Genomic DNA, 13,527 nt, shown 5'->3' on the forward strand with positions numbered 1-13,527 from the left:
AAGCCAGCTCCCACAGTTTTAATTGCATTCCAAGTCAGGCAGGTTGGAGTTTTTGCTGGAACACCGACACACCATCCAGATCCCGCAAAAACACCGTCAACTCCGCCGTCTGCCCATCAATCTGCACCTCTCCAAAAAACTGAAACCCAGCAAACGGCGAAGTGTTCTGTACCGGCGGCGCCTTCTCGAACACCACCTCAGGCCCAAAGGTCTTATCCAACGGATTCGGCCCAAAACTCCCCGCATTCAAAGGCCCCGCGACAAACTCCCAAAACGGCTCGAACTCCTGGAACGCCGCCCGATCCGGGTGATAGTGATGCGCCGCGCAGTAATGCACATCAGCGGTCAGCCACACATGGTTGCGCACCTTTTGCGCCCGCAAAAATCCCAGCAACTCGGCAATCTCCAGCTCACGCCCTTGGGGCGCGCCCGGATCGTTGTTGGCAATCGCCTCCCAACGCGGCACACCTGGGCTCACCTCGCCATCTGGCACGCCAAGGCCGATGGGCATATCGGCGGCAATCACCTTCCACTGCGCCTGCGAGCCCTTGAGCTCACGCTTGAGCCAATCCAATTGCTCGCGACCGAGGAAGGCTTTTTCGCCGCCCAGGTTGTCATCGTTGGGCCCGCGATAGCTGCGCATATCCAGCACAAACACATCCAGCAGCGGCCCATAGCTGAGCTTGCGATAGATCCGCCCGCCACCGTCGGCGGCCTGGCGGCGCATCGGCGAATATTCCAGCCAGGCCTGGCGCGCGCGGCCGACCAGGGTGTTGATGTCCTTGGTCTGGTAACGCTCATCGAGCTGCTTGCTCGGCGACCAGTTGTTGACCACTTCGTGATCGTCCCACTGCCAGATCTGCGGCACCTCGGCATTGAAGCGGCGCACGTTTTCATCCAGCAGGTTGTAGCGGTAGTTGCCGCGATATTCGTCGAGGGTTTCCGCGACTTTGCTCTTGGCTTCGGTGGTGATGTTGCGCCACACGCGCCCGCCTTCGGTGACCAGCTGTGCGGGCACCGGGCCGTCGGCGTAGATGGTGTCGCCGCTGTGGATAAAGAAGTCCGGCAGGCGCAGGCGCATGGCTTCGTAGATGCGCATGCCGCCGATGTCCGGGTTGATGCCGAAGCCCTGGCCGACGGTGTCGCCGCTCCACACAAAACGGATGTCGCGGCGCTGTTGCGGCACGCTGCGCAGGTGGCCGAACCAAGGCTCACTGGCAACGCCGCTCTGGGCGTCTTCGAAGTGCACACGGTAGAAAATCGCCTGGTCGGCGGGCAGGCCGGTGAGCTCGACGCGGGCGGTGAAATCCGTGCGGTTGTCGGCCAGGGGCGAGATGAACTTGCGCGGGTTGCTGAACGTGCTGCGGGTGTCCCACTCCACCACCATGCGTGCGGGGCGGTCGCTGCGGCTCCAGATCATCGCGCGGTCGCCGAGCAAATCACCGGACTGCACGCCATCGGTGAGTTGTGGGCGGTCCTTGACCGAAGCAATCACCGCCGGCGCCAGGCCCGGCAGCAACAGCCCGGCGCCGACGGCTTGCATCACACGGCGACGGCCGAGATCGAAGTGGCTCATGCAGGTGCCCTCTTGAGGATCAAAAGGACAACTAAAGCACGGGCAGATGACACTAATCTTGCGATCAGTGGAGATCAAAACTGTGGGAGCTGGCTTGCCTGCGATGGCGGCGGGCCAGCTAGCACATCTGCTACTGATACACCGCTATCGCAGGCAAGCCAGCTCCCACAGTTTTTTTACTGCATTCCAAGTCAGGCCTTGGCTGGGGCGACCGACAGCTCGACCACTTCCGGCCGCTTGATCACCGCATACACCAACCCCGTCAACACACTCCCCGCGACAATCGCCAGCAAATACGGCAACGCATGGTTCATCGCATTCGGGATGATCAACACAAACAACCCACCATGAGGCGCCGCCAGCACGCAGCCGAAATACATCGACAACGCCCCCGTCAACGCCCCCCCGGCAATACTCGCCGGGATCACCCGCAGCGGGTCCTTGGCGGCAAACGGGATCGCGCCTTCGGAGATAAAGCACATCCCCAGGATCATCGCCGCCTTGCCCGCCTCACGTTCGGTCTGGGCAAACTTGCGCCGCGCCAGGAACGTCGCGATGCCCATGCCAATCGGCGGCACCATGCCAGCGGCCATGACCGCGGCCATCGGCGCGCCGCTGTGGGCCGCCAGCAGACCGACCGAGAACGCATACGCCGCCTTGTTGATCGGCCCGCCGAGATCGACGCACATCATGCCGCCGAGCAGGATGCCGAGCAGCACGGCGTTGGTGGTGCCCATGGTGCTGAGGAAGTCGGTCAAGCCCGCCAGCATGCGCGCCACTGGCGGACCCACCAGGTAGATCATCGCCAGGCCGGTGATCAGACTCGCCAGCAACGGGATGATCAGGATCGGCTTGAGCGCCTCCAGGCTCTGGGGCAATTTCACCGCGCGGGTGATCAGCTTGACGCAGTACCCGGCGAGGAAACCGGCGAAGATCCCGCCGATAAAACCCGCGCCCAACGTACCGGCCAGCAGGCCACCGATCATGCCGGGCGCGATACCAGGACGGTCGGCAATCGAGTAGGCGATATAACCCGCCAGCAGCGGCACCATCAACATAAAGGCGCGGTCGCCAACGGTTTTCAGCGCGGCGGCCAGCGTGCCTTCCTGTTCAAAAGCGGTGATGCCGAACATAAATGACAACGCAATCAACAACCCGCCCGCCACCACCATCGGCAGCATGAACGACACACCGGTGAGCAAGTGTTTGTACACGCCGGTCTTTTCCGCCTTGGCCACCGCCGCGCTGCCGCTGCTTTCCACCGCGCCTTCGGCCAGCGCCTTGTTGAGGGTCGCCTCGGATTGCTTGAGGGCAATACCGGTGCCGCAACGGTAGATCCTCTTGCCGGCGAAGCGCTCGGTGGCGACTTCGATATCCGCCGCCAACAACACCACGTCGGCATCGGCGATGGCCTGCGGGCTCAGCGGCGTACGCGCGCCGACCGAGCCCTGGGTCTCGACCTGCAAGTCGTAGCCCAGGCGCTTGGCGGTCTGCTGCAAGGCTTCGGCGGCCATGAAGGTGTGCGCCACGCCGGTCGGGCAAGCGGTGACGGCAACGATACGCGGCGCGTTTTTGGCGGCGACTTCAGTGGCGACATACACCGCCGCCTCTTCGGCGCCACGGCGCAATACCGCTTCGACATCCGCCAGCGCCTGGGCCGGCGTGCTCTGGAACACGCGCTTGCCGACAAACCGCTGCATGTCCACCGGCGTGCTGCTGACCAGCAACACCCACTCGGCATCGTCGATGATCCCTTGGGACAACTGACGCTCCGGGCGCTGCACGTCGACCACTTCGACGCTGGTGCTCCAGCCCTGGCGTTGCGCGGCGGCGTCCAGCAAGCGGGCGCACAGCACACTGGTGACCATGCCGTTCGGGCAGGCAGTAACAATGGCTAACTTCATCACAAACCCTCTTATTGTTCTGTCAGCGTGCGAACATCGACGCCGCTTTCGAGGCGCGCCAACTGCGCGTCATCGCTGATGCCAAAACCGATCTGCGTCACCGCCATCGCGGCAATCGCCGTAGCGCGGAGCAGGGTCTGCTCCGGGATGTCGCCACTGAGCAAACCGTGGAGCATGCCGGCGAGCAGCGAGTCGCCCGCGCCCACCGTGCTGGCGACCGTGACCTTGGGCGGCGTGGCATGCAACGCGGCGCCGGGGCGGTACCAGTTCACGCCGGCGGCGCCGTCGGACACCACCACATGTTCCACGCCCAAGCGGTGCAATTGGCTGATGGCATCGGGGGCATTGCCCAGGGCTTCGGCCAGCTCTTCGGTGTTGGGTTTGACCAACCACGGGCCCGCCTGCAAACCGGCGCGCAACGCTTCGCCGCTGGTGTCGAGGGCGACTTTCAAGCCGAGGTTTTTCAGCTGCGCCAGCAAGTGCTGAAACCACTGCGGGCTGACGCCGCGCGGCAAGCTGCCCGCAACGACGACCGCATCAAAACCGGGTGCCATCTGCACCAGCTTTTCGAGTAGGGCGCGCTGCGCCTGTTCACTGACTTGCGGCCCCGGCGCGTTGATGTCGGTGACCCGGCCATCCTGTTCGGCGATCTTGATATTGCTGCGGGTTTCGCCGGGCACGCGGATGAACGCGTCGGCAAACCCACGGCGGGCGATCAGCGCGTCAAACGCCTGTGGATTGTCTTCGCCCAGGAAGCCACCCACGGTCACTTGATGACCGAGGTCGGCCAACACCTGCGCCACATTCACGCCTTTGCCGGCGGCATGGGTGAGCATGGTTTCGCTGCGGTTGACTTCACCCGCCTCCAGACGCGCCAGGCGAATGGTCAGGTCCAACGCCGGGTTCAGCGTCAGGGTCAGAATCCTTGCCATCTACACGGCCTCCACAAGGGCACGCACTTCGGCGGGCGAGCCCACCGCGAGTGCTTGTTGCGCCAGGCCCTGGGCCTCGCTCAGACTGAATTCACGCACCCGCGCCTTCACTTCGGGAATGCTGCGGGCCGACACGCTCAACTCGTCCACCCCCAGGCCGATCAGCACCGGCACGGCCAGCGGGTCTGCCGCCAACTCGCCGCACACGCCAACCCATTTGCCATGGGCATGGGCCGCGCGCACGGTGATGTCGATCAGTTGCAACACCGCCGGGTGCAGGCCATCGGCCTGGGCGGACAAGGTTGGATGACCACGATCGATGGCCAGGGTGTATTGGGTCAGGTCGTTGGTGCCGACGCTGAAGAAGTCCACTTCCTTGGCCAGCACCGGGGCGAGCAAGGCCGCCGACGGCACTTCGATCATGATGCCCAGTTGCAGGTCGGCCACCGGAATTTCCAGGCGCAGGCGCTCGGTCATGTCGCGGGCGGCGCGCCATTCATCGACGCTGCCGACCATGGGGAACATGATGCGCAGCGGGCGGTTGTCCGCGGAACGTAGTAGCGCACGCAATTGCGCTTCCATGATCTGCGGGCGCTGCAAGGTGAGACGGATGCCGCGCACGCCGAGGAAGGGGTTTTCTTCCTGGGCAATCGGCCAATACGGCAGCGGTTTGTCGCCACCCACATCGAGGGTGCGCACCACCAGCGGACGCCCGCCGAGGCCATCGAGGACGCGGCGGTATTCGGCTTCCTGGGTGGCTTCGTCCGGCGCTTGCGAGTGGGCCATGAAAATCAGTTCGGTGCGCAGCAAACCAATGCCTTCGGCACCCTGCTCCACCGCACTGGCCACACCGGCGCTTTCGCCGATATTGGCGAACACTTCCACGGCGTGACCGTCACGGGTCAGCGCCGGCTCATGGCGCTGGGCCGCAGCGGCTTGCAGGCGTTGTTCGCGGGTGTCGCGCTCGACGGTGGCGCGTTGCAGGGTGGCCGCGTCGGCGTCCACATGCAGGCGGCCGCGCTGGCCGTCCAGCAACAACGGCGTACCGGAGGCCAGCAGCAACACGGCGGGGCCGGCGCCCACCAGCGCCGGAATGCCCAGGGCACGGGCGACGATGGCGCTGTGGGCGGTCGCGCCGCCACGGGCGGTGAGGATGCCGGCGACGCGGGTCGGATCAAGGCGCGCAACGTCGGATGGGCCGACTTCGTCCATCACCAGGATGTACGGCTCACTGGGCTCGCGGGCGGTTTCGACGCCGCACAGTTGCGCCAGCACGCGACGGCCAATGTCGCGCAGGTCGGCGGCGCGCTCGGCGAGCAAGGCGTCCTGCAACGATTCCTGCTGCTTGGCAGCGGCTTCGATCACACTCATCCACGCGGCTTCGGCGCTTTCGCCTTGCTTGAGGCGGGTGTCGACTTCGTCAGTAAGTTCCGGGTCGTCGAGCATTTCCTGGTGGGTGATGAAAATCTCGCGGATCGCCTTGGCCTGGCTGCGCTCGATCAGGCCCTGGATATCGCGGCGCACATCGGCCAGGGCGGCTTGCAGGCGCTGGCGCTCGATGGCCGAAGAATCGCCGCGCAGCGGGTAGTCGAACACCTGTTGAATCTGGATGTGCGCCGGGCCGATGGCGATGCCCGGCGCGGCGGCGATGGCCTGGAGCTGGCTGCCGCTCAGCGGTGCACTGAGCAGCGGTTCGATGTCGACCGTGGCCAGTTGCGCGCTGACGGTCGGCAGCGGCTCGATCTCTTCACCCAGGCCTTCTGCGACGGCGGCCAACAGCGCTGGTAGCGCATCACCGGCAATCGTCGGTTCGGCGACAAATTCCAGCACCTGGCCACGGCGGGCGCCAAGGCTCAGCAGTTTGCTCAAGCTCTTGACCGAGACGGCGCCCACTGGGCCATCGACGATGCGCACGCGCAAGTCGCCGTCAAAACTTTTCGCCAATTGCGCGAGGATCTTCGCCGGCCGCGCGTGCAGGCCGTGGGCGTTGGCCAGGGTGATGCGCGCGCTGGGCCAGTCGGCCGGCAGCTCGCCGCCGAGCACTTCGAGTACGGCGCGGCTGCTGGTGGCGCGGCCCAGTTCCTGGCCACGGCCTTCAATCAGCAAGGCGCACAGGCGTTCGAGCAAGGTTTGGTGGGCCTCGCCAAGGCTAGCCAGGCAAAACAGGCCATTGAGCGGCTGGCCGAGGTAGCGCATGGGTTTGTCCGGGGTGACAAACGCCAGGCCCGGGCGCTTGACCGTTTGCTCGCTGTGCAGCCACCACAGGCCATCACCCAGGGGCAACGCATCGACCTGCTGCAACACGGCGGCGAAACCGTTGCTCACACAATCGGCCTGGCGCAACAGGCGTGCGCCGCGCCACACCAGCTCTTCGAAATCATCGGCCGACACGCCCAGGCTGATCATCTGTGCGTCCAGCGCCAGTTCCTGCGGCGCGCCTTGCAGCAGTTTGAGCAAGGCCTCGGCGCTACCGGCGCGGCGCAGTGCCTGGCCGAGATCGGTCTCGCCGAGGGCGCGGGTCAGCAGTTGCAGCAGGCGCAGGTGTTCATCGGATTTGGCGGCAATACCGATCGCCAGGTAGACGATCTGGCCGTCGCCCCAGTCCACCCCTTCGGGGAACTGCAGCAGGCGCACGCCGGTGGCAAACACCTGGTCGCGGGTTTCGGGGGTGCCGTGGGGGATCGCAATACCTTGGCCGAGAAAGGTCGAGCCTTGGGCTTCACGGGCTTGCAAACCGCTGAGGTAACCCTCGGCGACCAGGCCGTCGGCCACCAGTTTTTCAGCGAGCAGGTGCAAGGCAGCAGACTTATCCACAGCCACCTGGCCCATGGAAATCTGCTCGTGGGTGAGCTCAAGCATGCCGTTCTCCTAGTTAGTGCGATGGGCGCACTAGGTATTGTTTTGAATAAACAGTGTAATGGCGTTGCGTAATAGCTGACTGAGTAGTCAATTGGCAGTGGCCTCTCAGTCGCGAAGATCGTAAAAATACGCCTGCTGAAACGTTTAATCTAGAATTTATGGCAGATTACGCGTTAATTGAGCATCCTTGAAGGACCACTCGGCACTTGCGCTTGGACATTGGTTGTATGCAGTAATCGGTTACGATTGGACAAAATGTCGGGGCAAGCTCCAAAAAACAAGGAAATCCCGGTTTGAAACTCAGTGATATTGCACGCTTGGCCGGTGTGTCCGTGACCACCGCCAGTTACGTCATCAATGGCAAGGCCGAACAACAACGGATCAGCAACGCCACCGTCGAACGGGTGCGTGCCGTGGTTGAAGCCCATGGGTTTACACCCAACCCCCAAGCCGCCGGGCTGCGCAGTCGGCACACGCGCACCTTGGGTTTTATCCTGCCCGACCTGGAAAACCCCAGTTACGCACGCATCGCCAAGCTATTGGAGCAAGGCGCACGGGCACGCGGCTATCAGTTGCTGATCGCCAGCTCTGATGATGACGCCAACAGCGAGCGCCAGTTGCTGCAACTGTTTCGTGCGCGGCGCTGTGATGCGCTGTTTGTCGCCAGTTGCCTGCCGGCCAGCGATGACAGCTACCGCGAACTGCAAGCCAAGGGCCTGCCGGTCATTGCCATCGACCGGGTGATGGAAACCGCGCAGTTCTGCTCGGTGGTCAGCGACGACCGCCAGGCCTGCCAGCAACTGACCGGCAGCCTGTTGCAACCGCTGCCCAAGCAGATCGTGCTGATCGGCGCACGGCCGGAGCTGAGCATCAGCCAGGAGCGCGCGGCGGGCTTCCGTGACGCGCTGCAGGGGTTCAGCGGCGAGGTGATCGTCGAACAGGGCGAAGCCTTCAGCCGTGACTGTGGCCGACAGTTGATGGAGCAACTTCTACAACAACTGGGGCATTTGCCTGACGCGCTGGTGACTACGTCCTACGTGCTGCTGCAAGGCGTGTTTGATGCACTGCATGACTTCCCGCTGAAGTCGCGCCCGCTGCGCCTGGGCACGTTCGGTGACACCCAATTGCTGGACTTCTTGCCGCTACCGGTGAACGCCATGGCCCAACAACATCAGCTGATCGCCGACACCGCGCTGAAACTGGCCCTGGCGGCCATCGAAGAACAGCACTACCAACCTGGCGTACATGCCATCGGCCGGACCTTCAAGCAGCGTATCCGCGAGGCCTGACCGTGGAGCTGATCGACACCCACACCCACCTGGACTTCGCGGACTTCGACAGCGACCGCCGCGAAGTCCTCGCCCACAGCCGCGAACTCGGCGTGCGGCGCATGGTGGTGCTGGGGGTGTATCAGCAGAATTGGCAGCGGTTGTGGGATCTGGTGCAAGGGGATGAAGGTTTGTTCGCAGCCTTTGGCCTGCACCCGGTGTATCTCGATGACCATCGCCCCGCCGACCTGGTGGAGCTGGGGGATTGGCTGACCCGCCTGCACGGCCACCGGCAACTGTGTGCGGTGGGCGAGATCGGCCTGGATTACTTTCTCGAGCACCTGGACCGCGAGCGCCAACAAAGCCTGTTTGACGCCCAACTGAAACTGGCCGTGGACTTCCAACTGCCAGCGCTGCTGCACGTACGCCGCAGCCACGCGGCCGTAATCGCCACCCTCAAGCGCATCCGCCTGCCACGGGGCGGCATCATCCATGCCTTCGCCGGCAGCACGGAGGAAGCCCGCGAGTACATCAAGCTGGGTTTCAAGCTCGGCCTGGGCGGCGCGGCCACCTGGCCCCAGGCGTTGCGCATGCACAAGGTGCTGGCGCAGTTGCCGCTGGACAGTGTGGTGCTGGAGACCGACTCGCCGGATATGGCCCCCGCCATGTACCCCGGCCAGCGCAATAGCCCGCAGCACCTGCCGGATATTTGCCGCACCCTGGCCGAACGCATGGGCATCGAACCGTTATTGCTCGCGCAGGCGAGTACACGCAATGCGTGCGAGCTGTTCGATTGGTAACCGGCTGACGCCATGCAGGTTGAGGGTCATGCGTTGCCGGTAGCGGGCATAACGCAATACCAGGCAATGAACCAGCACCGTCACCAACGAGATATTGAACTGCCCGATCACGTTGATCAGTCCCACCCACTCTGCCACCAACGCCACCAGCAAGGTTGCGCTGGTCAGGATGATCATGCTCGGGCGCACCAACGCCCACTGGTTCAAGGCGCGGAACCGACACAGCTGTTTTTGGCTGACCAGCCTGAGACACGACTGGCAATACGTGCATTCAAAGGGTTCGTCGATGGCGATGGCGTTCAATTGCCAAGGCTTGAGCTCGAACGTCATGTCACATTGGGCGCAATGCCCCCGAATGCCAATTACTGCGGTCATCGCCGGCTCTCCCCGAGGACTAGAGGAAACAAACTCTCACCGATTCAGGGCGCAATAAAAGATCCGCGGGTAAATCAAGACAAGTGCCACACCATTGGCGGCTTAGTCCTACTCACAACTCCTACACCCGAAAGGCACCGATCAGTTGCTTCAACTCAATCACCTGCATCGACAGCTGCCGGCTGGCCGCCTCGGTCTGATGGGCACCGTGGGCCGCATGCTCGCCGGCACGATTGATTTCGACGATGTTCTGGTCGATATCATGGGCGACCGCCGTTTGCTGCTCCACGGCGGCGGCAATCTGCTGGTTCTGATCGACGATCATGCCTACGGCACCGAGGATGTTTTCCAGGGCCTGCTGGACTTTTTCTGACTGCCCCACCGTGCCATTCGCCATTTCATGGCTGCTGCCCATGGCCTTCACCGCGGCGGCCACGCCGCTGTGCAGGCGGCTGATCATCTGCTCGATTTCTTCGGTGGAGTGTTGCGTGCGCCGGGCCAGGGTGCGCACCTCATCGGCCACCACCGCAAAGCCACGCCCCTGCTCGCCGGCGCGGGCTGCCTCGATGGCGGCATTGAGCGCCAACAGGTTGGTTTGCTCGGCAATGCTTTTGATCACTTCCAACACGCTGCTGATGGACTGGCTGTCGGTGGCCAATTGGTTGATCACCCGCACCGACTGGTCGATCTCGGAGGCCAGCCGCGCGATGCTGCCCTGCTGGGATTGCACCAGGCTGCGCCCGCTGACGGTTTCGTCGTTGACGCTGTGGGCGCTGCTGACCGCCGCCGCCGCGCTGCGCGCCACTTCCTGGGCGGTGGACGACATCTGGTTCATCGCCGTCGCCACCTGTTCGATCTGGCTGCGCTGGCCAGACACCGCGTGGTTACTCTGGGCCGATACCGTCTCCACCTGGCCGGCCTGGACTTCGACCTGGCTGACGGTATGGCCGACGCGTTCGATCAGGTCATGGATTTTCGCCACAGTGCCGTTGAACACCTGGCCCAACTCGCCCAGCTCATCGCGGCTATCGGCAACGAAGGTGACGGTCATATCGCCCGCCGCGACTTTGTCCATCATCGCGCCCAGCCGGCGCAGGGTGGTGCGGGTGGACGCATAAAAGCCTGCGTACAGGTAGAAGATCAGCAAAAACACCGCCGAGAGGGCGCAGACCAGCCCGACCATGTGCGTGCGGTTTTGCGCCAGCCGCTGTTCCAACTGCTGTCCGAGAAAGGTCAAGGTCGCCTCGTCGAGTTGGTAGGTCTGGGCCATCAGTTGGCTGACGTGGTCGTAGAACCCTTGCCAGGGCGCGTCGAGGGTTTCGGCCATCACCACCTGCTCTTCAAACAGCTCGCTGCCTTGCTTGAGGCTGGCATTGCTGGCCTTGGCCAGGCCGTCGAGTGCAGCGTGGGCGGCCTTGCTGGAGCCCAGGGCATCCTGCAATTTCAGCGCGTATTCGCCGTGGAGTTTTTCCAGTTGCTGCAGGAGTTCGTCAAAGCGCGTGCTGGAGGATGAGTTGAGAAAACCCTGGCCCAGGGAATACGCGCCCATCGCCCGGCCTTCGCCGAGGGTCTGGGTGACTTGCGGGGTGATACTGGTGATCAGCTCGGCGAGTTGGCGCAAATCGCCCTGGGGGTCGCGGCTCAGGCCGGACTGGCTGGCAATCACCTGGCTGAGCATGTGCGCCTTGTTGAGCAATTTGCCGATCAGCGCGCTTTTGCTCAGCAACGAAGTTTCCTGTTGCTGGGCCTTGAAGGCGGCGATCAACTCATCGCGCTTGGCGTCAAACGCAGCGATTTGCTCGAGGTCGGTGGCCATCGCAGTGAGGCTTTGCAGGCGGCTCAGCACACTCTGTTCCAAGGCGCTGATCTTGCCCTCCAGATCACCGGCCTTGCCAGACTGACCGAGGGTCGCATTGATCTGCACCTGGTTGTTCAGGGTTTCGAGGTCACGACGCAGGGCCAGGCTGCTGCCGAGCAAATCCAGGCTTTGCAATTCGATGCGCGTGCCCTGGAATTCGCGCCAGGAGTCGCGCACGAGGTAATAGTTGGTGGCCAGCATCGGCAGCAGGAACAACACGCTGATCAGGCTGAATTTCATGCCGAAGCTCAAGCGATTCATCAGCGCGACGGCGGGATAGAGCAAGCTCTTCACAGGTGAACTCCCTTTCTTTTATTTTTATTGAGGCGCAGGGCAGCGGCAGAACGCCACCCTCTATATAGCTCAATTTGAAAGGGAGTTTTGTAACGTAAGGTTAACAACCCTGAGGACACGGCAATAACCCATGTGGGAGCGGGCTTGCCCGCGATGGCGGAGTGTCAGTCAATGCATCTTCGACTGACCGACCGCTATCGCGGGCAAGCCCGCTCCCACAGGGATTAGGGCAACACGGTCCAGATCGCAAAGCCGGCATACCACAGCACCGCCGCGCGCAGCAGCAGTTCCCACAGCCGGTCGAGGCTGTTGATACCGTCGGCGCCTACCACCGGTGGTGGGATTTCGGCGGCGACCAGGCCGACTTTTTCCACCAACTGCGCCGCGCTGATGTCCCAACTCAGCAGTTCGTGGAGCATCACGCGGCTGACCGCGACAAAGTTGCCCACCAGGGCAAAGCTGGCCGCCAGCAAGCGCACCGGCAGCCAGTCAAACGCATGGCGCAGTTGCCCGGCGCGTTCGGCCACCAGCGGGTTTTTACTGTGCTCGCTGGCCAATGCCAGTAGGCGATACGCCAGGGCAGCAACCGGGCCCAGCAGGAAGTACCAGAAGATCACCGCGAAAAAGCTCTGGTACGCCTGCCACAGCAGATGCCCTTGGACGCGTTCGAGCAACTGCTCGCCACTGTCGGCGCCCAGCTTCAGGTCGCGCTCGGCCACGTGCTCGGCGGCTTGCAGGTCGCCACGCCGCCAGGCGTCACGGAACGGCCCGAGCCCGGCCAGTAGATCGCCGCGCCCCAGGCTGTAGATCACCACCAACAGGTGCACCGGCAGGGCCAGCAAACCGTAGGCCACAGGCTCCAGCACCAGTAGCAACAGCGCCAGCAACGCCACGGGCAGCAGCACCAGCAGCACCAGGATCAGCCAGGGCTGCTTGCCCATGCGCGGGCTCGATTCCAGCTTGGCCAGCTCGCGCAACCATCCACCGTCGCGCTGCAACCGCTGGCGCAAGGCCGAGAATTTCTCGATCCACACTGCCAGCACCAATACCAGGAAACTCATTGTGCGTGTCCTCCATCCTGCAGGGCGCCGCGAAAGCGCGCCCAATCAAAAGCCGGGCCGGGGTCGGTCTTGCGCCCCGGGGCGATATCGCTGTGACCACAAATACGCTGGCGGGTAATGCCGGGATAAGCCGCCAGCAATTGACGGGTCAGGTCGATCAGCGCCGTGTATTGGGCGTCGGTGAACGGCAAATCATCCGTGCCTTCCAACTCGATACCCAGGGAAAAGTCATTGCACGTCTCACGTCCCTCGAAACACGAGACCCCGGCATGCCAGGCCCGGTCGATACACGCCACAAACTGCGTCACGGCGCCGTCGCGTTCAATCAGAAAATGCGCAGACACCCGTAGGTCGGCGATCCCTTCAAAGTAAGGGTGTTCCGTGACATCCAGGCGGTTCTGGAAAAATTCCTGCACCTTGCCGGTGGCAAACTGCGCCGGTGGCAGGCTGATGTTGTGCACCACCAACAGCGAGATTTCGCCGGCGGGGCGCTCGTTGAAGTTGGGCGAAGGGCAATGACGGATGCCCTTGCACCAACCGCTGAGGGGGTCCAACTGCATACAGGGTCCTTGAGCGTGACAAAGTGTGACCAGTATGCCG

10 protein-coding genes are annotated in these 13,527 nt (G+C 63.4%); 2 read left to right on the forward strand and 8 right to left on the reverse strand.

Annotated features, from left to right (window positions below; genetic code table 11):
• Positions 1-34 precede the first annotated feature (34 nt).
• The 4 genes from J1G37_RS02780 to ptsP all read right to left on the reverse strand — a co-directional run bounded on the left by J1G37_RS02780 (position 35) and on the right by ptsP (position 7,271).
• Entirely contained in the window at positions 35-1,576 is a 1,542-nt protein-coding gene (locus J1G37_RS02780) for an alkaline phosphatase D family protein (RefSeq protein WP_207040099.1), read from the reverse strand.
• Between the two features lie 191 nt (positions 1,577-1,767).
• Positions 1,768-3,480: a PTS fructose-like transporter subunit IIB gene (locus tag J1G37_RS02785; RefSeq protein ID WP_207040100.1), complete on the reverse strand. Its 1,713-nt coding sequence runs from the start codon at positions 3,478-3,480 to the stop codon at positions 1,768-1,770.
• 11 nt (positions 3,481-3,491) lie between these two features.
• Entirely contained in the window at positions 3,492-4,412 is a 921-nt protein-coding gene (gene pfkB / locus J1G37_RS02790) for a 1-phosphofructokinase (protein WP_207040101.1), read from the reverse strand.
• Positions 4,413-7,271: a phosphoenolpyruvate--protein phosphotransferase gene (gene ptsP / locus J1G37_RS02795; RefSeq protein WP_207040102.1), complete on the reverse strand. Its 2,859-nt coding sequence runs from the start codon at positions 7,269-7,271 to the stop codon at positions 4,413-4,415.
• Between the two features lie 293 nt (positions 7,272-7,564).
• On the opposite strand from ptsP, the gene cra reads away from it, so the two are divergent.
• Positions 7,565-8,560 carry a catabolite repressor/activator gene (gene cra, locus J1G37_RS02800; protein ID WP_207040103.1) on the forward strand — a complete coding sequence of 332 codons (996 nt, stop codon included), beginning with the start codon at positions 7,565-7,567 and terminating at the stop codon, positions 8,558-8,560.
• A 2-nt stretch (positions 8,561-8,562) separates the two neighbouring features.
• Entirely contained in the window at positions 8,563-9,339 is a 777-nt protein-coding gene (locus J1G37_RS02805) for a TatD family hydrolase (protein WP_207040104.1), read from the forward strand.
• Here the strand turns inward: J1G37_RS02805 and J1G37_RS02810 are convergent.
• From J1G37_RS02810 to ampD, 4 genes are all read right to left on the reverse strand, one after another.
• Positions 9,286-9,714 (reverse strand): hypothetical protein, encoded by a 429-nt coding sequence (locus tag J1G37_RS02810; protein ID WP_207040105.1) that lies wholly within the window; start codon positions 9,712-9,714, stop codon positions 9,286-9,288. The genes J1G37_RS02805 and J1G37_RS02810 overlap by 54 nt on opposite strands.
• Positions 9,715-9,835: 121 nt before the next feature.
• Positions 9,836-11,866: a methyl-accepting chemotaxis protein gene (locus J1G37_RS02815; RefSeq protein ID WP_207040106.1), complete on the reverse strand. Its 2,031-nt coding sequence runs from the start codon at positions 11,864-11,866 to the stop codon at positions 9,836-9,838.
• A 224-nt stretch (positions 11,867-12,090) separates the two neighbouring features.
• Positions 12,091-12,927 carry a regulatory signaling modulator protein AmpE gene (ampE, locus tag J1G37_RS02820; RefSeq protein WP_207040107.1) on the reverse strand — a complete coding sequence of 279 codons (837 nt, stop codon included), beginning with the start codon at positions 12,925-12,927 and terminating at the stop codon, positions 12,091-12,093.
• A complete protein-coding gene (gene ampD, locus J1G37_RS02825) occupies positions 12,924-13,487 on the reverse strand; it encodes a 1,6-anhydro-N-acetylmuramyl-L-alanine amidase AmpD (RefSeq protein WP_207040108.1) in 564 nt (187 codons plus the stop codon). Before ampD ends, ampE begins: the two co-directional genes overlap by 4 nt.
• Between the last annotated feature and the right edge of the window lie 40 nt (positions 13,488-13,527).

It is taken from the genome of Pseudomonas sp. Marseille-Q1929, assembly GCF_017316265.1.
GTDB lineage: Bacteria > Pseudomonadota > Gammaproteobacteria > Pseudomonadales > Pseudomonadaceae > Aquipseudomonas.